At 39.4% G+C, this 19,173-nt stretch carries 18 protein-coding genes and 1 tRNA gene; 10 read left to right on the top strand and 9 right to left on the bottom strand.

Going from position 1 to position 19,173, the window contains the following annotated elements:
• Positions 1-32 precede the first annotated feature (32 nt).
• The 4 genes from HQN83_RS02800 to HQN83_RS02785 all read left to right on the top strand — a co-directional run bounded on the left by HQN83_RS02800 (position 33) and on the right by HQN83_RS02785 (position 3,452).
• Entirely contained in the window at positions 33-1,517 is a 1,485-nt protein-coding gene (locus HQN83_RS02800; RefSeq protein ID WP_173088375.1) for a caspase family protein, read from the top strand.
• A gap of 81 nt (positions 1,518-1,598) precedes the next feature.
• Entirely contained in the window at positions 1,599-2,075 is a 477-nt protein-coding gene (locus HQN83_RS02795) for a hypothetical protein (RefSeq protein ID WP_173088373.1), read from the top strand.
• Between the two features lie 469 nt (positions 2,076-2,544).
• Positions 2,545-3,105, top strand: a complete 561-nt coding sequence (locus tag HQN83_RS02790; protein ID WP_173088371.1) for a hypothetical protein — start codon at positions 2,545-2,547, stop codon at positions 3,103-3,105.
• 137 nt (positions 3,106-3,242) lie between these two features.
• A complete protein-coding gene (locus HQN83_RS02785; protein ID WP_173088369.1) occupies positions 3,243-3,452 on the top strand; it encodes a hypothetical protein in 210 nt (69 codons plus the stop codon).
• 157 nt (positions 3,453-3,609) lie between these two features.
• Here HQN83_RS02785 and HQN83_RS02780 read toward each other — a convergent pair whose 3' ends face one another.
• Entirely contained in the window at positions 3,610-3,990 is a 381-nt protein-coding gene (locus HQN83_RS02780) for a PH domain-containing protein (RefSeq protein ID WP_173088367.1), read from the bottom strand.
• 136 nt (positions 3,991-4,126) lie between these two features.
• Here HQN83_RS02780 and HQN83_RS02775 point away from each other — a divergent pair, with 136 nt between their 5' ends.
• Positions 4,127-5,269, top strand: a complete 1,143-nt coding sequence (locus HQN83_RS02775) for a tetratricopeptide repeat protein (protein ID WP_173088365.1) — start codon at positions 4,127-4,129, stop codon at positions 5,267-5,269.
• 255 nt (positions 5,270-5,524) lie between these two features.
• Here HQN83_RS02775 and HQN83_RS02770 read toward each other — a convergent pair whose 3' ends face one another.
• The gene (locus HQN83_RS02770; RefSeq protein ID WP_173088363.1) at positions 5,525-6,379 is read right to left on the bottom strand and encodes a sialate O-acetylesterase; all 855 of its coding nucleotides are present in this window, start codon (positions 6,377-6,379) and stop codon (positions 5,525-5,527) included.
• Positions 6,380-6,413: 34 nt separating this feature from the next.
• Positions 6,414-7,025: a TetR/AcrR family transcriptional regulator gene (locus HQN83_RS02765; protein WP_173088361.1), complete on the bottom strand. Its 612-nt coding sequence runs from the start codon at positions 7,023-7,025 to the stop codon at positions 6,414-6,416.
• Positions 7,026-7,641: 616 nt separating this feature from the next.
• Here HQN83_RS02765 and HQN83_RS02760 point away from each other — a divergent pair.
• Entirely contained in the window at positions 7,642-7,821 is a 180-nt protein-coding gene (locus HQN83_RS02760; RefSeq protein ID WP_173088359.1) for a hypothetical protein, read from the top strand.
• 182 nt (positions 7,822-8,003) lie between these two features.
• Here the strand turns inward: HQN83_RS02760 and HQN83_RS02755 are convergent, their stop codons facing one another.
• The 4 genes from HQN83_RS02755 to HQN83_RS02740 form a co-directional block, all read right to left on the bottom strand.
• A complete protein-coding gene (locus HQN83_RS02755) occupies positions 8,004-8,459 on the bottom strand; it encodes a hypothetical protein (RefSeq protein WP_173088357.1) in 456 nt (151 codons plus the stop codon).
• Between the two features lie 269 nt (positions 8,460-8,728).
• Positions 8,729-10,150: an RtcB family protein gene (locus tag HQN83_RS02750; protein WP_173088355.1), complete on the bottom strand. Its 1,422-nt coding sequence runs from the start codon at positions 10,148-10,150 to the stop codon at positions 8,729-8,731.
• A 45-nt stretch (positions 10,151-10,195) separates the two neighbouring features.
• Positions 10,196-11,290, bottom strand: coding sequence for a slipin family protein (locus HQN83_RS02745; RefSeq protein ID WP_173088353.1), 1,095 nt, complete (start codon positions 11,288-11,290; stop codon positions 10,196-10,198).
• Positions 11,291-11,729: 439 nt separating this feature from the next.
• Positions 11,730-11,789, bottom strand: a tRNA-Ser gene (locus HQN83_RS02740).
• Between the two features lie 435 nt (positions 11,790-12,224).
• Here HQN83_RS02740 and HQN83_RS02735 point away from each other — a divergent pair.
• The gene (locus HQN83_RS02735) at positions 12,225-13,253 is read left to right on the top strand and encodes a helix-turn-helix transcriptional regulator (RefSeq protein ID WP_173088351.1); all 1,029 of its coding nucleotides are present in this window, start codon (positions 12,225-12,227) and stop codon (positions 13,251-13,253) included.
• 38 nt (positions 13,254-13,291) lie between these two features.
• Here HQN83_RS02735 and HQN83_RS02730 read toward each other — a convergent pair whose 3' ends face one another.
• Complete coding sequence (locus HQN83_RS02730) at positions 13,292-13,687, bottom strand: hypothetical protein (RefSeq protein WP_173088349.1); 396 nt, start codon at positions 13,685-13,687, stop codon at positions 13,292-13,294.
• Positions 13,688-14,234: 547 nt separating this feature from the next.
• On the opposite strand from HQN83_RS02730, the gene HQN83_RS02725 reads away from it, so the two are divergent.
• Positions 14,235-17,975, top strand: a complete 3,741-nt coding sequence (locus tag HQN83_RS02725; protein ID WP_173088347.1) for a YobI family P-loop NTPase — start codon at positions 14,235-14,237, stop codon at positions 17,973-17,975.
• Positions 17,976-18,046: 71 nt separating this feature from the next.
• Here the strand turns inward: HQN83_RS02725 and HQN83_RS02720 are convergent, their stop codons facing one another.
• Positions 18,047-18,283 carry a hypothetical protein gene (locus HQN83_RS02720; protein WP_173088345.1) on the bottom strand — a complete coding sequence of 79 codons (237 nt, stop codon included), beginning with the start codon at positions 18,281-18,283 and terminating at the stop codon, positions 18,047-18,049.
• 194 nt (positions 18,284-18,477) lie between these two features.
• Between HQN83_RS02720 and HQN83_RS02715 the strand changes: the two genes are divergently transcribed.
• Both HQN83_RS02715 and HQN83_RS02710 read left to right on the top strand, forming a co-directional pair.
• Entirely contained in the window at positions 18,478-18,825 is a 348-nt protein-coding gene (locus tag HQN83_RS02715) for a hypothetical protein (RefSeq protein ID WP_173088343.1), read from the top strand.
• 19 nt (positions 18,826-18,844) lie between these two features.
• On the top strand, positions 18,845-19,093 hold the full coding sequence (locus HQN83_RS02710) for a CPBP family glutamic-type intramembrane protease (protein ID WP_317172487.1): 249 nt from the start codon (positions 18,845-18,847) through the stop codon (positions 19,091-19,093).
• The last annotated feature ends 80 nt before the right edge of the window (positions 19,094-19,173 follow it).

Raw genomic sequence — 19,173 nt, 5'->3', positions numbered from 1 at the left:
AGTTAAATAAATTAGACTATAAAATACATCTTATGAGAAATTATCTTTTAATATGGGTATTAACTTTGGCTTCAATTCAGCTTTCGGCTCAGCAGAAAAGCGTGATTACAAGAGAAAGTGACAATTTCAGTGGTGCATCTTGGAACTGGAGCCGGCAAACTAATGATCCTATTTACAATTGTTTTATTACTGACCAACAAAATTATTACTTAAGCTTGCCCCCCGGATCGTGGGGATTTACTTATGCTGGTTTACCTAGTGAGATTCGAAGAATTGACGATTTTGCTAATGGTGAACTAAATTTTGATTTCAAAGTTAGTACAATGGTTGAGAGCGGGTTTTCACTCGGATTTCTTTTTGATTTTCATGGAGTAACCGATCAATGTCCAGGAGGTGATTTTTATAACTTGAGAATTCATGGCGATAGTATTTATGTAACTGCTAGTATAGATCAGCGTAAGGGTTGTGAATATTTAGAAAAAGCTACCGTAACTCCAACAAATAAAGCAGAGGTCAATTTAACTGGTTACAATCATGTTTCTATCAAAAAAAATTCTGAAAGATATGAAACATATATAAATGATGTAATGGTACTAACATTCGAATTTAAAGGCGCCTTAAATTTGGCAAGGTTATACTGGGAAAGAGGCAATTACTATTTGGATAATATAACCATCAATGAAGTTATTTATACCTCACCACAAGTTAATCTTTCCTATCTTAATCCGCCTAACAATCAAAGATCGCATCCGCAAATATATGTATTAGCAGTTGGGATAAACATTTACGATAATATCGGGTTTCCTCAACGTAAATTAAAGGGTTCTGTGAATGACGCCACATCTATGAGTGCTTTTTGGTCGAGTATTTCAGGGGGATCTGTAGACCTAGACAATATTTCACTACTAACAGATCAAGATGCAACCGTGGAGAAAATTCTCACCACAGCAGAAAAGTTGTTTTACAAAGCAAAAGAAAATGATGTAATAGTCACTTTCTTTTCCGGTCATGGTGGAGTTGGGGCTTTCTGTGCTTACGATGGGGCGCTTTCCTATGAACGTATCAACCAAATAATAAGCAAATCGAGTGCAAGAAAGTTGTGTATAGTAGATGCATGTCATGCTGGCACATGGAATGCCAATTCTGTTCTTGGACAAAAAGGTCAGATGACTTCTCCTGAAGATGCGTTAAAATTGTTTTACTCAAGACTTGCCTCCGCCGGAAAGGGGATGAACTGGCTTCTTGCTTGCCGTCCTGATGAATACTCAATAGACGGAACTCCCAATGGGGTTTTCACTCAAAATGTGCTTTTAGGATTGAATGGTAAGGCAGATCAAAATGAAGATAGTATTATAACGGTGGGGGAATTAAACCAATTTCTAAACGAGCAGTTTGCAATATTTAACAACACGAACAAAGACAAGGTATATGATGATGGAAAAAGAGTTCAAATGAATCCTCAATTCAGGGGTGATGGAAATACATCAATACCACTAGCGGTCTTGTACAAACAGTAAGTCAAATATATTCTAAAACCCTAATTTCTCGTCATTTTTCTGGCGCAATAAATCTAGTATTTTTATTTAAAAGTCAAGATTATGAAAATTACAAGGCACGCTCTCCTATTGTGTCTTATTGCAGTTATCTTCAATTCTTGTAAAAAAGAGCCGAATTTAATTGAAAAAAGTCTTTATGGCCCATTACCAGGTTATATCTGGACTTTAACATGGGACGATGGAAAATTTGATGGGGATGTGATTTTTTCTACCAAAAAACAAATGCTATACTATAAAGATGGCGTACTTAAAATTGGGGGCAATTGGGTATTAATACCTTTAGATAAATCTAGTTTAGAATTAGAAAGGCAAGTAAGTTTCGATTTTGAAGGGCCAAATAAAATGGGATTATTAGACTATCACGGCAAATTATCAGAACAGGGTGATGAAATAAAGGGCGAGGTTATCCAAACAGATGTTAATGGAAATGGAACATTCATAGCTAAATTCTTTATGAATAGAACAGAAAAAGGAAACAGGGCGGAAATTTTACTCTTAGATGGATACGGTCAAAATTAAAGATCTATAATTAAATCATATGTATCCCACATACGACATTGCTACCCTACGAAAAACTTACCTATGTAAGTCCTCTTAAAAAAGATGACGCTATTCGCTAAGATTGATCCCACCCCTCCTTTTCTTAACTGGGAGTTAGGAAGTACAATTCTCATTACCGTAAAACCTCGGACTTCTCGAATTATATTTTCATTGTTATTTTATGGACTACTTCAGTTTGTCGGCTTAGTAGTCGTTATAATAAGCAATTCCATATGGCCTCAGATTGCTTTCCCACTTGGTGCTTTATTATTTTCTTACTCAATAGCAACTATGTCATTCAAGTTCCAGGCTAGTTTTATAAAAGATGATCTTAAAGAGGTTTTTGAAGTGAAAAAGATTTAATCTGATTAGCTATAATTCGCAATTGATTTAATATTTAGTAGTATGCAGAGAAATGGTTCAGGGATAAAAAACCTAAATTACAATAATGGAAGATTTTAATGCATCGGAAAAATACAGGAAATATTTGATTGAGCTAGACTTTAATCATTTGACTGTTCTTACCGTATGGGGCACCGATATGGTAGATGGAGAAGATAAGCTCCTGGTAAACGGTGAAAAATTAATTGTATTAAAGACGGCTGTAGATATCAAATCTGTGCTGCAAAAGTTAGAAAACCCCTACCTTGATCAGGAAAACTACAGACAATGGATAGAGGAGGAAAACCTCCATGACATTTATAATGTGAATGATATGAAATTGTTATCCAAATTTGAATTTAGTTTTCTGGAGGAGAAATCTACAGCTTTAATCGTATTGAATGATATCAATCTTATCCAGGATTTTGCTATTCAGGTTGACCATTCAAAGCTCCTACCCATTTTCGATCAATCGGCAATGGTGAATTTAAAGGACTTTATCTACGACAATCATTTTTGGAAAGGCGGAGACAAAAATAGCGTTGCTTTAAAGAAGGAAGAAATGGAGATTATAGCGTTGTGCAAAAGACTATATACCGTATTTTTTGACAGCATAAGTTTCGTTTAGAATTTGGTTGAAGATCAATTTTTTTAAGATACGATTACGAAGATGACGGAATAAGTTTTGTCAATAATTAACATTTTAAGAACACATTTCGAATGAAAAAAATTAAAATCCAAATTCAAAATTGCAGCAATGACTCTATGTCAATAACGAAGGAACCGGAGGCCGTAGAGGCATTTATTAAGGTAGGTGATATAATTGAAGTGGAAACGAATGAAGAAGAAGACAACATCTTAATTAATATTGGCAAGAATGATGATGGAACAATTTATGTTCAAATATGGGATGCGCGCAACACAGAGTACATCATATATCATAAAGGCAAAAATATGTTTGAAGAGTATTTGTAGTAAAATTGGTGATGTTACAATTAAATAGCCTACCAAAGTTGTTGGTAAGGCAGGAGTTAAAATTAAAGCCAGACCCATGCACTGCCTCAAAAGCTACACACTTTCTGGAGGCGGTGCATTGGACTGCTCCATCATTTTCTTTTTCTAGAGATAGAAACTATCCCAGAACATGATGTGCAAGCACTTTCTGTACCTCAAAAACATTGACTGATTTATTGAATTTCTTACGGATACTTGGAGTAGGTTCACTGGAGATCCAAATTTTTAATTCCGCATCCAGGTCAAAAGTACCGGCAGTTTCCACGCTAAATCTGGAAATCGCTTTATAAGCAATAGAAACATACTCGGTCTTGCTTCCGGTCAATCCCTGAACATCAACAATGATCAGTCGTTTATTGGTAAAGATGAAAGTGTCCCTGATCAATTTAAAACCCATTTCAATTTCTTCTCTATCTGTAAGCAGTGTGCCGTAGCTTTTCCTTAAATCGTCCTGATTTACCGCGCCGGCATTGCCCATTAATGCTGAAAATAATCCCATATAGTAGCTAATTTTAAACTTAGAAGCACCAAGAGGAATAAAGTTACAGTAGGCCCGATATTTTTATCTGGATTTAAATCTTGTTTAATTATTATATTAGACCAATTTATAAGTCCAATTCAATTAGTGCTCGAAAATGAACCCCCTGCTGTTTTTAACAATTGTTCTCATTGGATTATATATTGCATTTTTTATCACTAGTCCCCTATTATCCATTTTTCATGAACTCGGACATGCGATTGCCTATCTGACATTAACCAATTCAAATAGAGTCGATATCTATATTGGATCTTATGGAAACCCAAATAGCAAATTAAACTTTAGCCTTGGAAGACTTCATTTTCACATCACCCCTGCCCTTTTTATTAAAGGTGGAGGTTTGTGTAAGTCGGATAAAATAGTTGACAATTACATCCATTGGATAATTATTTTATTGGCTGGGTCATTCTTCAGCATCATTCTTTCTTGTTTTTTAGGATACTTTATCTTCAATACGGAGCTGCACGGGGCAATTAAATTCTACTTTTTTTGCTTAATTATTTGCTCTTTTATTTCACTTTTCTTTGATCTTGCACCACGTACAATCAAAGCATACAATCTATACAATGACGGGAAACTTATTTTGTTTACTTACCGAATAAGGAAAGTTTTTGCTGATTATGCCCTTGCCAGAAAACATCTTTTAAAAGGGGAAAACCTGGAAGCCATAATTATATTAAAGACTATCATTGCAAAATTTCCTTACCAGGAAATACCTATCCGTCAGCTAATCCCCATTCTAATCGTGGAAAAACAATTAGATGAGGCAAAAGTGTACTTGACAAACCTTGAAAACTTCACTGAGTTTACCATCGATGATTATATACACATGGGATATTTTCAAACCTTATCCAATCAGACTTATGAGGCCCAGACCAGCTTCAATAAGGCACTTGTGCTGAATAAAAACAATCCCATCGTTCTAAATAACTTAGGCCATGTTTTAATCGTATTGGAGAACTATGAGGAGGCGCAACAATACCTCGAAAAGGCAATCAAACTTCAACCGGAGCTTGCAGAGCCCTATAATAATCTAGGACAAGTTAAGCTGCTCAGGAATCAACTTGAAGAAGCTAAGGCGCTAATTGAAAAAAGTATTTCATTAAATCCAAAAAATGCACATGCTTATAAAAACCTCGGCCTTTTTTATTCAAAGGTTGGGGATATGGAGTTAGCTAAATTCAATTTTGACAAGGCAGAAGAACTAGATGGCAGTATTGAGATTGAACAACTCAAGTAATTGCCTACAAAATATCCCATTGGAGATTATGGAGCAACGAATGTTGGAGGGTTCTGAAGATCCAGATATGGAAGAACCTATTTAATTGATGATTTCTAATTATCTTTACATTCCCCCATTCATCAACGAATTTACCTTCAGCGTGCTGTCTGTAATTTGTTTTTTTACGGGTATCCGGTGTGAAATTCTTTAATTGGTAGGCTTTCTTAGGTACTCGGATTTTATTCGATTTTACCCTTAGAGACAATGAACATTTCAAATTGATTGCCGGTTCAGCAGTGCCAGTTTTTCCTCCAGATCAGCTAAGGACATTTTACCAATGGCAAAATCAATCTCTAACAATGCAGCCTGGTCTTTTTTGGTTAAAACCCTATCCTGTATGATTTCGATTAACATATTCTCGTCTGCAGGCGGTACCAGAATATTTTTCTTATCAAAAAATGAGTTGAAATACCGGACGCCAAACCTGCGCAGGGATATGGCATCAAAATGGAGTCCATCTACATTAGCCGTTAATTCATTTGCCGTTACAAAATAGCAGTTCGGTTTCGTTTCAGCTAATTTCTGAAGTGCATGATTAACCTGGTTGTATTCAGTAAAATATTTACCGTACCTGCCACCGCTTAAATAATCACCAAGGCCGCCGGTAATAAAAGGAATATCTGGAGCCTTAAGCTCACGGCGAAATGCATCAATGATTATATTCAGCTTATCATAATATAGATCAGAAAGTCCAGCAAAACTATCATTTTCCCCCTGGTGCCATAAAATCCCATTCAATTTACTGGTTCTTAAAGCAAGCTTTGTCTGCAATACGGCGTTTTCAAAAAGTACGCCTCCGTCCGCCCAATCGTCGAGACTGGTACCTCCGTCAGCACAAGGTATTAACCCGATTTCTTCCTGATCATTTTTTAATCTCCAGGCACCTGCGAATGATGCTGCAAGTCCTATTCCGGAGGTGGGCCTATCAAAATTAATTGGTTCTGTCATCGTTTGCCATCGACCGTTCACCAGCATTTTGATCTTTTCATCATAAATCTGTTTAACATCAGTCAAATATCCGCGACCCGCCATATTTGATTGGCCTATCATCAAGAAGGAATTTATCATATTTTTCGTATTGTAGTTGCTGTTATGAGCCGTGTTATTTTTTCAAAGCTTTCAGTGCCAGTTTAAAGGTGGTCCATATCAGTGCTTCGCTGATTTCAAACGAAGCTCCTGTTATACTGTGTCTTTGTTGGTGAAAGCGCATTAAAGTATATAAAGGACCAAATGCAATCGACCAGTAAACATCAATGGGCAAATCATCCATTTCGCTCCGCATTACACTATTAGAGATGAAACGCTCCATATTATTTTTGAACTTACTTAAGAAGGGGTCTGTATTGCTTGCGAACATTTCAAGAAACTGCTGATGGTATGTTGAACTGCTGATCTGATCGAAAAACTGTCCCAGCAAAGGATTTTCCATCATATAATCGAACCGATTACGCCATTGGATCCGCAAGCCATCTTCGAGTGAAGCCTCTGGATCGAAACCTTTATTTATTGCCGCTTCCATTTTTGCACCCTCTTCCAATACGATCTTTAGAATAAGGTCGTCCTTATCTTTATAATAAACGTAAGGTGTGCCGACCGAAACCCCACAGGCTTTCGCAAGTTTATTAATGGTAAAGCCTTCCAAACCGTGTAGTACAATAGTTTCTATCGCTTTTTGCTTTACCAATTGTTCTTTATTGATATCTCTAGTCCGCATAATTAAAATTCGTTCAAAATTAAATGATTATTCATTTAATTTTGAATTACTTTGATTTATTTAGCATTTACCTGACAGTTGAGCGTTGCTAGGGCTGCTTTAATCACCTGAAGGTAAATGGTAATACCAATCTTGATTTATCTCCTGATCTAAAGAGGTCATCATTGATGCGCTGATCTCATTTGAAATAAGCCCAGGCCCGTTCCAATGCATATTTTTTTTATGCTGCTAAATACATGGAGAAAAGGTAGGTAGCGTAGATGTAATGAGCGCAATTGATAGTGTTCATGGATTTTAATTCGATACTGCATTTCAAGGTTTCTTGGGCGCTTATGAGTATACTAAAGATTTAAAGTAGCTAAACTGGACTTATCTATTTGTAAATTTCGATAAAAGTGGGCAAGCATTAGTATTGCCAAAATTCCTGATAAATGGAGAAGACAATATTTATCGCGTGCCCGGTTTACCGCTCCACTGTCAGGCTGAGGTTTAATATTATACATTTCCAATTTGTCCTCCTACAATTTTTGTATATTCAATTACCCTAAACGCAAAGCATAAACGTTGACAGTAGTAATTACAGGTCAATATTCCTGAACAACAAATAGAAAGAATTATGAAACTTGACAAATCTTTTATACTAATCCCTATTGGGCTTTTTTTTATTTCAGGAGCGATAGCAATTACCCATTTCATCAATATGGCTGACAGCTTAAAAGGATCATTGTTTGGCGTTGGAATCGGATTAATTGTATTGCCACTTATTCTTAAAAGAATTAAACAATCAAATTATTAGCTATTTACCAGTATTGACTTTACTACTGCCTGCTGTGTTTTATCCCTATCCATAAAATGCCCAGTTGGAGATTACGGAGTAATAAATATTGTAAGAACCTGAAGAAACTAGATTAGCGAATGGACAGTTGTCTTTTATTCCCGTCCCCCAAGTGCTCATTTAATTATTCGTTGAAGTCCAAATCAGTTGTCAATCCTATTGTCGTTACCATAAAGTATAGCGCCGCCTTCTTCTGCCTTCGCTAAATGAACCAATTCTTTCTGGAAATTATCAATTGCACTAGGTTCAACAATGATTTCTAATTTCAATTTATTCTTTTCCTCTTGTCTAAATGCTGTTGCGACATTACTTTCCAACTTTATTTCAACTCCAACTCGTCCGCTTCTACCAATTGGGTAATATTTCATTGAAAAATAGGCATAGCTATCTTTCTCACCTGACTCAAAAAATAAAGTCTTGTCGCCTTTTGGAAAATCTGTTAAAGCTGATGCGAATCGTAATACGTTCTCCGATTGATCATAAACCTGAGTTGTTCCGGAAAAATCAATGTTCGATGCGGTCGCTTTCAACTCGAACATGTCCTCGTCCTTCCAGATGATTCTTAATTCTAAAAATGATTTTCGGTTATTTGATGTCATTACGATTTGAATTTTAGACCATAAACTTAATGAGGCTCATTTCAATAATTTATACACTACTCATTATTAGGTGAATAATTACATTAAAGTGCACAAAAGCTTAGCGCTAAGATACAATTCAGCAGTTCCAATTCTTGATGTTTCTGTGTTCAGCAATACGTGCTTCCATCATTTATTCACCTTTTGCTAGGAGCATATTTCTTTCTTTGGCACTTCCTTTTTGATTTCATTCTTTCCTTTCTTCCATTCCGATTGCTATTATCGGTCTCTTAATCCTCACGACTACCATCGTCGGCCATTCTTACGATTTTAGGACTGAATTTAGCAACAATATCCACAAGCTCTCTTTGCGCATTCATGACCATATCGATGTCCTTATAGGCCATAGGTGCCTCATCTAAGCCTGCACCAATTAAGGTTACGTTATGGTCTTTCAATATGGCCCGCATTTCTTCCTTGGTGATACTTTTAATGGCCTTTGAACGGCTCATTTGTCTACCGGCTCCATGTGCAGCGGAATTGATGGCTTTTTCTTCACCTTTTCCCCTTACCAGAAAGCCGGGTGCGGTCATAGAGCCGGGTATAATACCCATGACATCTTTCCCTGCAGGGGTAGCTCCTTTACGGTGTACAATCACTTCTTCCCCATTATAGATCTCTTTCCATGCAAAATTATGGTGGTTTTCAACTTTCGCCAGTACCCTCGCTCCTATGGCCTCGCTCAGTTTGTTATGGATCACTTCATGACAGGCAGAGGCATAAGCTCCAGCCAGGTTCATGGCTAGCCAATATTCCTGTCCTTCTTCGGAATTCATGTCCAGGTAAGCCAGATTTGCGGCTTCCTGAGGAAGTTTACAAAGTTCCTTTGCCAGTTTGGTATAATACCCAGCGAGTGTTGCACCAAACCCACGTGATCCTGAATGACTCAATAAGGCTACATATTTCCCTTTTTCAATACCCAGCACCTCATCTTTTTTCTCAAATTCTATGATTCCCCACTCCACAAAGTGGTTTCCACCCCCGGAGCTTCCAAGTTGCGAGTAAGCTTTGTCTTTTAATTGCTTTAACATCGCTGTCGCATTGAAATCATTGTGATCCATAATTGCGTGATCCGATTTTTCTCTCCCGTGGAAGCCATGACCGGCACCGAACTTAGTATGGGCAAGCAATTCCCGTTTGTACTTTGCTTCGTTTCCGTAAAAATGGCTTTCAGGGATGTCGAAAATAGAAAGTGCCATTCGGCAACCGATATCTACACCAACCCCGTAAGGGATAATGGCATTTCGGGTTGCGAGTACCCCGCCAATTGGCAATCCATATCCTTGATGTGCATCTGGCATCAGCGCTCCCCCTACCGTTACCGGTAGTTTCATGGCAATGTCCATTTGTTTTCTGGCACCTTCTTCAATAAAGGCTTCACCATATCGTGCATACCCCTGTATATGGGCTTTTAAAGGGATCACTTCGTCTGCTGGCGCATTGGCGGCTTCTATGATGGCAGATGCCAGTGGCTCCATGATTTCATCGTCCAGATAATTTTCCGGAGTATCCTTTACCTTACTTAGCAAATCACTGGCTTCATTAAAAGTGAGTTCAGTTAATGCTAAAGCCGTTTTAATGGCTAAACCCAATATTTCTCCTGGTTGATAACCTATGGCTAACAGGTCATTCCCGTTTATATTTCTTTTCATTTTATTCCTTTTTAAAGGTAATGTTCCTGAGCACATTACCTATTCCTATTTTACAAAAATTTGTTTCAATTGATCTACAATTTGTCCACTACCCGACAAGCTGATGTTGTTGATCTTTTCTGCAATTTTCTCTACGTATTCCATTTCTTTCAATTTGTAGAGCATCGCATTGTCTTCCATTAACTTTGCGGTATTTAGCAAACTTCTTGTAGACGCTGTTTCTTCCCTTCTGGTGATCAGGTTGGCTTGCGCTCTTTTTTCAGCAACGAGCACCTGATTCATGATGTCTCTGATGTCTCCTGGCAATACAATGTCTTTCACGCCGCAGTTCAATAGTTCGACGCCAAGTGAGCTTACTTTACCAGCCGCAATGGTCATGATGCCTTCGGAGATTTTTTCTTTATTCTCCATCAATTCATCAAAGGTCATTTTTCCAATGAATTCTCTTAAAGCCAACTGGATGATCACATACAATTGCTTATCGAACTCTTTGTTTTCCAACAATGCTTTCATGGCATTGGTAACCTTGTATTGTACACTGAAATTGATTCTAAGCTGGGCTTTGTCTTTAGTCAGGATTTCCTGTCCAACAATTTCCATATTCAATTGCCTCAAATCAGTTTTCAATACCTGGATGGTGGTGCTGTTTTTCCAGAATACATAATTCCCTGGCTTCAACACGCTTTCAAATGCGCCATCTACGATCATTAGTCCGGTTTCATAAGTCTCTACCTTATATGCCCTGATATGCGCTAACATTGGAGCTTTCTCTAAAGTATTTTTATCAATCTGCTCGGTGATCTCATATTTACTCAGGTCGGCAGTTAAGAACCTATATTTATTTAAACCTTTCCAGAAGGCATACTTTCCTGCGGTCAATACCTGTTTAAAATTGTTGTTCTGATAAACTAGCACCAGCTCTGTATCTTCTACCTCTACGACCGTTACCAGGTCCGCAAAATCTTTATTCAATAGTAAAACGTCTAATTCCACTGAAGCAATGAATGTTTTTGATAGGTCATATACCACTACTGTTTCGTTGAAACCTAACCAGTAGTTTCCTACGGTCAATACGTTTTTTAATTCTCCTTTTTTGTAAACCAATCCAACAGAATTGGTGTTAATTGTTACTCTTTTCATCTCTGTTTGATTTTAATTGTTTGTGATTAGACCACCCTTATGGTGGGCTTATGTTTTCTGTTTTTTCATTAAGGCATTTAGAAAAACTTTCATTCGCTTTATGCGGAAGAAAGTTCTTTTCCTGGGTTTATTGTCCTTAATCAGTCGGAACATTTGAACCTTTAATGCTAGGACCGCTTGAGCGCGTTGGAGAACGTTGGAGCGTTATCACAGTTCAGCATGCTACAGTTTTCATTTGTTCAGGAACTATTGTTGGGCAACTCGCCTCAGGCTTGTCTATTTCCTGCATAGCATAGTGCAAATTGTCCATAGGGCTTTTAATTGCCTATTGACCGAAAGTTTTTCCTTATACCTTTTGTTTGGGAAATTTGAAAAGGCTCCCTTCTTTTTGCTTTGGATTTTGAGCCCATTGCTTCGCTACCAGTTGCGTTTCCTATTTTGGTCGGAAAGCAGGATTCGAACCTGCAATTGTTGTTACTCTAGCCACTGAGTTATCCCGTTTTGATCCGGGAGCGGGATTCGAACCCGCGACACACAACGTGTGACGATCTTTCTATTCTAAACATCAGAATATTGATGCTGATCAGCTCAATACTATGGGGCCATTTGAAACCCTCAACTGTGGATGTTTATCCTTTAAAACCGCCATCCCCTTAAAGGGATATCTTAAAGTACTTTTGTACGGTATATTTTTTCAAAGAACAGTTGTCATTGCTGACATTACAAAGGTGCGGCTGGTATTACGCAGCGTAATTGCGTAGTAGAAATTAGTTTTGATTAAAAATTTAAATAACAGTATATCAGGTAGATAATTTTTAATACAGAGGATTTCATAATGTATTTCAATCTAATTACGCAATTGTATTGCGTAGTGATTTTGATTTTATAGCTTTACCTTCAGTTATTTTAGATTGACTTTTAACATTATCGCTGTATGTCTGTTAACAAACTTGCGCTGATCCGCTATAGAACCATTGATGAATGTTTAAAGAACAGGTTCAGAAAATGGACCTTGGAGGATATCATAGAGCGTGTGGCGCATATGCTGTATGAGTATGAAGGAATTACTTCCGGCGTTAGTAAACGCACGATACAGGCGGATATTCAATTGATGCGTAGTGATAAGCTGGGGTATAATGCGCCAATTGTGGTTACTGACAGAAAGTTCTATGCTTATAGTGATTCTTCGTACAGCATCACAAAGGTTCCCGTCAATGCTGCTGATGTGAACAAGATGAAGGAAATTGTAGGCATACTCAAACAGTTCGAGGGATTCAATTATTTTGATGAGATGACTGAAATGATCACCAAGCTGGAGAATAATCTGTATAAGTCTACACATCCGAATGAAAATTACATTCAGTTTGAAGGGAACAAACAGCTTCGCGGGTTGAAACACATTAATCCGCTCTATCAGGCGATTCTTCAAAAGAAAGCATTGCTGATCGAATATCAGTCTTTCAAGGCAAAAGCGCCCATCCGAAATGTGTATTACCCCTATCTGTTAAAGGAATACCGGAACCGTTGGTTTTTGATTGTTAAAGCCAGGGACGGAAAGGCCTTGATCACCATGGCGCTGGACCGCATTGTTGGTTTTCAGACCTTAACAGAGGAACCCTACAAAGCCTATAAAGGTGTAGATTTTGACCGTTATTTCGATGACCTGCTTGGGGTAACCAAATCGGAAAAAGACAGGGCACAAAAAGTAGTTTTAAAGATCAATAAACTCAACGCACCTTATGTGTTAACCAAACCCATTCACCATAGTCAGCAGTTACTAGCTGAAGATGCTGAGGGAACGACCATCAGAATTGATGTCGTGCTAAATTTTGAACTTGAACGTGAAATCCTTGGTTTTGGTGAGTGTATGAAGGTGCTTTCTCCAAGAAATCTTGCTTCCAGAATGAAGAAAAGACTTGCTCAGGCAGCCAGGCAGTATGAAAAAGACAGTAGCGAGGAATGAATTATTTTTTAATATCTTCAATTTGCTTAACACAGGGGTTAACGAGTTTGATATTCGATACTTTGATCGGGGGAAATATCGATTGAATATTTTCCATCTCCTAGATCATTAGCCATCCAAACGTCCCAGGATGAGCGTGTCTTTTTAATTTTTTCTAGTACGATATCCTCTAGATTGATGAATATCAGATTTGTGTTTGGCCAAGAATCTTTTCCGTCAAACATTCGGAGAAATATACCTTTCCCTGATGAAAAGAAAAAGCTGCCAAAGAATTTCCCCATTAGTAATTGATTGAGCTTACTGGAACTCGTTTCAATACTGTAAATCTTTACGATTCCGTCGAAAGCCGTTTCATTTTCCAATTTCCGCTTAAATGTAATGCCGTTAATTTCCGTAAATGGCTGGTATTTTTCAGATTCGTAGTTGAGTTGCATATGTTAAAATAAATTAGTTATAATTCACAATTGATTTGATTTAATATATAAATATCTAGAGTCGGTTGAGCTCTGGATTTAATATGAAGATAGCGATTGCCTCGAGCGCCTCGGCACCTCGGTTGGTATCACAAAATCCGATCTGTATCTTGCACTTGGTTCTCAGAAAATTTATTACTTCATATCTATCTGCATGTGTTCCCCTCTTAATCAGTTTTCTGACTAAAGTATGTGTCGTTTCACGTTTGAGATCTGCCCCAAAACGGTCGCCTATGTATTTACTATCCTGGTAAATAACATGAAGCTTGCACTTTGGAATGCCTCAGATCGTTTGATGCGATAGATTAGAAACTATTGCTATCTTAGAACATCTAATTGAATACAATGAACGCAATCAAGGCTCCTTTAGCTAAAAGAAGAAATATCCGAAATTCAAGTTTTCCCGGCGCCGTGACGAAATATAGTGATCACAGTCGCCCGACCCATTCTGGTGCTGCACTTGCATTTTACAGCTGTAATTAAACTTTCTCTTTTTTAACGTTTTCCCATGACTTATTTTATCGCTATCATCTTATTTTGCCTGGTGGTTACGGCCATTATGACCTATTTCAAATTGCTTTTGGAAATCCTGCAACGGTTCTATGAATGCAGCACCGCTTCCCTGCTCCGGATCTTGCGCTGGCTGATTTTATGGGCCCAGCGCTGGGCGGCATCCCTTCAGTCCAGGCTCAAACAGCATTCAAAAAGCGGTTATGAGCCCTTAAGCGCAGAGGAGGATGAATCGGTCAATCCGACGTATCTCGAGGCACTTGAATATGGTTTGCAGCATCAGGCCATCCGGAACATTGCCCTGAGCGGCACCTATGGATCGGGAAAAAGCACCATCCTCAAGACTTTTCAGCGGCTGCATCCGGAGTATAAATATCTGAACATTTCCCTGGCCGCCTTTAACAAGTCCAAGTTTGAAAACGAGCTGCTGGAAGTGAGTATCCTACAGCAGATGTTTTATCATGTCAGGCATTCGGATATCCCCGATTCCAGGTTCAAACGCATCAAAAAACTCTCCCGCAATCACTTGGGGCTTAAGGTACTGATGAGCTTTTTCTGGGGGATATCGCTGTTCTACCTCATCAAGCGCAGGGAAATGGTATTGCCCAAAAGCTGGTCGGCCTATTTTTCCCAGCAGGAGGACCTGCTATTTGTGATCGCGCTATGGGTATTTGTTATGGGCAGTCTGTTTATCCTGTATACCATTTTCAGGATCTATAACTACTCCCAGTTCAACAAACTGAACCTGAGCAGCGGGGAGATCGAGTTTGCAGATCAAAAAGAGGCTTCCATCCTGAATAAGCGGCTCGATGAGATTGTGTATTTTTTTGATAAGACCGGCTTTAATGTGGTGATCCTGGAAGACCTGGACCGCGTGGAGGAAAACAAGCTCTTTGATAAGCTGCGTGAACTCAACATCCTCATCAATAACGCCAGGCAGGTTGGCCGGCGGGTGGTTTTTATCTTTGCACTCAAGGATGAGCTCTTTACCGAAGAGGAAAAGACCAAGTTCTTCGACTTTATTATTCCGGTGATCCCGGTGGTCAACGCGTCCAATTCCGGGGAAAAGCTCCTGGAGCGCATTGCGGGAACGGACTTGAAGGGGCATGTATCCGAGCACCTGATCGCCGAGCTCTCCTACTACATCAATGACATGCGGCTTTTGAAGAATATCTTTAATGAGTTTATGATTTACCGCAACACCCTGAGCAGGTTTCAGCTGGATCCGGAAAGGCTTCTTGGCATGATTGTTTACAAGAACAAATTTTCACTGGACTTTAACCAGCTCAATAAGCAAGAAGGTACTGTATATGGCTTTTTCAAACGCAAGGGTTTTTTCGTGGAGACGATCAGTGCGGAGATGGAGCGTAAGCAAAAAGCACTCAAAGTCCGCATTGAAGAGATTGAATCGGAAATCGCGGTCAATAAGCATGAGCTCCGCTCGATCTACATTTTTAAGCTCATCGAAATGACCGACATGGATGACCTCCCCATCTTTCGTATCAATGGCCAAAACCTCACCTTTCGACAGTTGCTGGAGGATGATTACTATAAGCTGCTTGTTGAATACAAACAGTTATCCTATCAGAATGTTGGTACGCAGGTCTTGTCCTTTAAGGATGTCGAAACTGAGGTGGATCCCTCCCAAACCGCACAGCAAAGGGAAAACCAGCTGCTCTCCAGGCTGGACAATGAACTCGAGGACAAGAAAAGGGAAAGGGAACATATGCTGGAACAGATCTTACGGGTCAGTCAATATACCTTTAAGCAGATCATCGCCTTACCGGAAATACTTGCCCTGGAAGATGAGTTGCTACAGCATGATCTGCTGGTCTACTTGGTCCGCAATGGCTATCTGGATGAGGATTATTATGATTACACTTCCCATTTTTATGAAGGGAGCCTCACTGCGCGCGATAAGCAGTTTGTACTGAGCGTGAGCAATCATCGTCCCCTGCCGTTCAACTACTCGATTGATAAAAGACTGAATGTTGCATCCAAGCTGCGCTTGAGGGATTTTGAGCAGGCCGAGACGCTAAATTTTTCCCTACTGGAGACCTTGTTGGAAAACAGTGTTCAGTTTGCTACGCAATTGGGGGCGCTTCTGCAGCAGCTCAGCAATGGGCAGAAACATGCCTTTGCCTTCATCCAAGAGTTTATTGATCAGGAAAAGCAGACCGAAAAGTTCATCGAAGTACTCATCAGCGCCTATCCGGGCTTCTGGAAATTCCTGGACGGCATATCCGGCTCTTCTTCGGAGCTGAAGGACCGCTATTTGACGCTGATTCTGACGCATGCGGATCTTTCAGGCATCAAGGCGCTCAATATCGATCAGGGCCTGAGCACTTACATTTCGAAAAAGGTTCATTTCCGCCAGTTGATTGATGAAAGCGGGGGCCTGGATAAGATCAAGGCGATATTGAAAGTGCTCAACGTACGCTTTACCAGATTGAGCATAAGCGATGAACAGGATCCTTTTTTTAAGATGGTTAGTGAAAATGCACTTTATGCGCTCAATCCTGCGAGCATATCCAGTGTGATGAACTTTATGGATTTCAAGCAATTTCAGGAAAAAAATATCGGCCGGATGCTAACGGTCATGCCATACCAAACGGTCAAAGCTTATGGTGGAGAAACGATGAACAAATACGTGAGTGATGAGTTTAAAATCTTTGCCGACCAGGTACTTTTGCGCGGAAAATCCACACATTCAGAACCTGAGGATACACTCATCGATCTTTATAACCGGCCTGAAGAGGTGATTTCTACAGGAGAAAAGCAAAAGCTGGTATCCAGGCAACGGGTGGTGCTATCGCAACTTAGCAGTGTGCCACAAATGCTGTGGACCCCACTGCTGGAAAGGAACAAGATAGAACCGACCTGGAAAAACATTTTTGATTATCATCATGCTGTTGGAGAGACCAATAAGGAACTGATCGATTTTCTCAGTCGCCAGAAAAATGCAGCGGTCATAGGAAAAACCAAGCTTACTGAAGTGCTTTCTGAAGTTGCATCCACACTTCAAAACCAGTTTTATATGGATGTTCTTTTTCATCAGGACCTGAGCAACAGCAGTTTTTCAAAACTGTTGAACAGCTTTGATGAGGTATTGGATACGGTCAGTATTGCTGGCTTGAACGAGATCAAACTCAGGGATCTGATCAGGTCCAAGAAAGTGGCCTACAGCAATAAACTGCTGGAGGAACTCAGCCAGAGTACCCAGCGGGCCTATGTCATTCTGGTTGAAACCTATCAGCAGGACTTTATGGATGAGGTCGATCTGGACAAGCTCAGTGGAGATGCGCTGGGCCATATCCTGGCCTCCAGACAACTGACTGAGGAAAACAGGGAACTGATCTTTAGGGAGCTTGAGGCGGAAAAGATCAAAGAGAGTCTGGTGCTGAAAACAGAGGTCTTCAAAACGATCAAGGGTCTCGATGAGGATTTTGATGCGGAGATCACCAAAGCGGTTCTGGGCGCCAATGTAGCAGAGGAAGCTAGGGTAAAATTTCTGCTCCGCCAGTTTGAACAGCTGAACGAGGAAGATTTCATGAGCAGCTTAAGGGAGATCGACGGAATTTACACATACCTGGCCAATGACGAGTACAATGAACTGGATGTTGCTGATACGCCGCTACATCAGGAACTGCTTTCCAAAATGAAGGATTTTGGTTATATCGTGGAATACCATGACCCGAATACCGGGTCGCTGAAAGTTAAGAAAGCTGAACTGGATTAGGTTGGGTATGGCATCGAAATAATGACGGGAAACCCCTTTTTAGTAGGTCTACAACCAATTCTGCATCGGGGTTAAGCTTTCGGGTCTGGATTATACAATAGGTCGGCAGCTTCAGAGAGTTTGGTTGTAACCGTTTTCAAATAACTGCGGATCTGGGTTTCATTCATCAGACTCAGTACATGGTTAGGAATAGACCGTTTCAGCTTCTTACATTCATTTTTCAGCATCAGGTCAGCGGTTTCCGTCTGATCTGTACGGTCTGATAACTGAGCCACCACGGTGGCTGAAGATGCTGAGGGAACGACCATCAGGATTGATGTCGTGCTGAATTTTGAGCTTGAACGTGAGATCCTTGGTTTTGGCGAATGTATGAAGGTCTTTTCGCAATGATCTTCTAATTTTTTTCCCTTTTTTGTTTTTCTGATACATGTTGGAATCGCTCTCTATCTATTGGCAATATTTGAAGTACCCACGGTTGCTTGTTTTGAGTAAGGACAAGAAAATGCTGTGCAAGAATTTGTTATGGTTATTAGTTTTAGATATCGCATTTACTACACTCATAGGAATAGCCTATTATTCGCTGCTTCATTTCAAATTGATCAGGGAATATGAAGAATTCGATCTCTTTCAGTTTGGGTTCCCCCTGGCCATGTTCTTGGGTGTTGTATTTGCACCAGTTGCTGAAGAACTACTATTTAGATGGCAGCTGCGCAAACCCAAATGGAGTGTCTTGTTTGTCCTGATCTCTATTGCAATTATAGCATGGACTTTTATCAAAAATGACTATGTATTATTTTTCATTGGTCTTGGTTTATTGTTGATTGGCCTGGTTGGTTATGGTCTTAGATAAATTAGAAAGATTGAGGAAAGTGAAAGCCTTCAGAACATATTATGTGTTCTTATTTTATTATACGGCAATTTTGTTTGGATACATACACATCGCAAATACCAAGGAATTGACTATGGCTGACCCATCATTTGTTTTATATATTGGTTCGCAGATCTTTGGAGGTTTGAGTATGGGATACCTTAGGGTGAAATATGGATTAAAATATGGCATCTTACTGCATGCAGCTTTTAACTTTATTGCTGTTCCCCTGGCTTTGTTATTGGCCTAAAAATTTCTATACAAAAAGATCGCAGAGATGAACACAACCGATTTTTCATCATAACCCTAAATAATATAAGTTTTTCATCT

This window comes from Pedobacter foliorum (assembly GCF_013266735.1).
Lineage (GTDB): Bacteria > Bacteroidota > Bacteroidia > Sphingobacteriales > Sphingobacteriaceae > Pedobacter > Pedobacter foliorum.
Note: the sequence above shows the minus strand (reverse complement) of the source record. Positions and strands in the feature narration are given on the sequence as shown.

Excerpts from the sequence above, each read along its gene's own strand:
- HQN83_RS02800 (WP_173088375.1), top strand. The coding sequence starts at position 33 with ATGAGAAATTATCTTTTAATATGGGTATTAACTTTGGCTTCAATTCAG.
- HQN83_RS02795 (WP_173088373.1), top strand. The coding sequence starts at position 1,599 with ATGAAAATTACAAGGCACGCTCTCCTATTGTGTCTTATTGCAGTTATC.
- HQN83_RS02790 (WP_173088371.1), top strand. The coding sequence starts at position 2,545 with ATGGAAGATTTTAATGCATCGGAAAAATACAGGAAATATTTGATTGAG.
- HQN83_RS02785 (WP_173088369.1), top strand. The coding sequence starts at position 3,243 with ATGTCAATAACGAAGGAACCGGAGGCCGTAGAGGCATTTATTAAGGTA.
- HQN83_RS02780 (WP_173088367.1), bottom strand. The coding sequence starts at position 3,990 with ATGGGATTATTTTCAGCATTAATGGGCAATGCCGGCGCGGTAAATCAG.
- HQN83_RS02775 (WP_173088365.1), top strand. The coding sequence starts at position 4,127 with ATGAACCCCCTGCTGTTTTTAACAATTGTTCTCATTGGATTATATATT.
- HQN83_RS02770 (WP_173088363.1), bottom strand. The coding sequence starts at position 6,379 with ATGATAAATTCCTTCTTGATGATAGGCCAATCAAATATGGCGGGTCGC.
- HQN83_RS02765 (WP_173088361.1), bottom strand. The coding sequence starts at position 7,025 with ATGCGGACTAGAGATATCAATAAAGAACAATTGGTAAAGCAAAAAGCG.
- HQN83_RS02760 (WP_173088359.1), top strand. The coding sequence starts at position 7,642 with ATGAAACTTGACAAATCTTTTATACTAATCCCTATTGGGCTTTTTTTT.
- HQN83_RS02755 (WP_173088357.1), bottom strand. The coding sequence starts at position 8,459 with ATGACATCAAATAACCGAAAATCATTTTTAGAATTAAGAATCATCTGG.
- HQN83_RS02750 (WP_173088355.1), bottom strand. The coding sequence starts at position 10,150 with ATGAAAAGAAATATAAACGGGAATGACCTGTTAGCCATAGGTTATCAA.
- HQN83_RS02745 (WP_173088353.1), bottom strand. The coding sequence starts at position 11,290 with ATGAAAAGAGTAACAATTAACACCAATTCTGTTGGATTGGTTTACAAA.
- HQN83_RS02735 (WP_173088351.1), top strand. The coding sequence starts at position 12,225 with ATGTCTGTTAACAAACTTGCGCTGATCCGCTATAGAACCATTGATGAA.
- HQN83_RS02730 (WP_173088349.1), bottom strand. The coding sequence starts at position 13,687 with ATGCAACTCAACTACGAATCTGAAAAATACCAGCCATTTACGGAAATT.
- HQN83_RS02725 (WP_173088347.1), top strand. The coding sequence starts at position 14,235 with ATGACTTATTTTATCGCTATCATCTTATTTTGCCTGGTGGTTACGGCC.
- HQN83_RS02720 (WP_173088345.1), bottom strand. The coding sequence starts at position 18,283 with ATGGTCGTTCCCTCAGCATCTTCAGCCACCGTGGTGGCTCAGTTATCA.
- HQN83_RS02715 (WP_173088343.1), top strand. The coding sequence starts at position 18,478 with ATGCTGTGCAAGAATTTGTTATGGTTATTAGTTTTAGATATCGCATTT.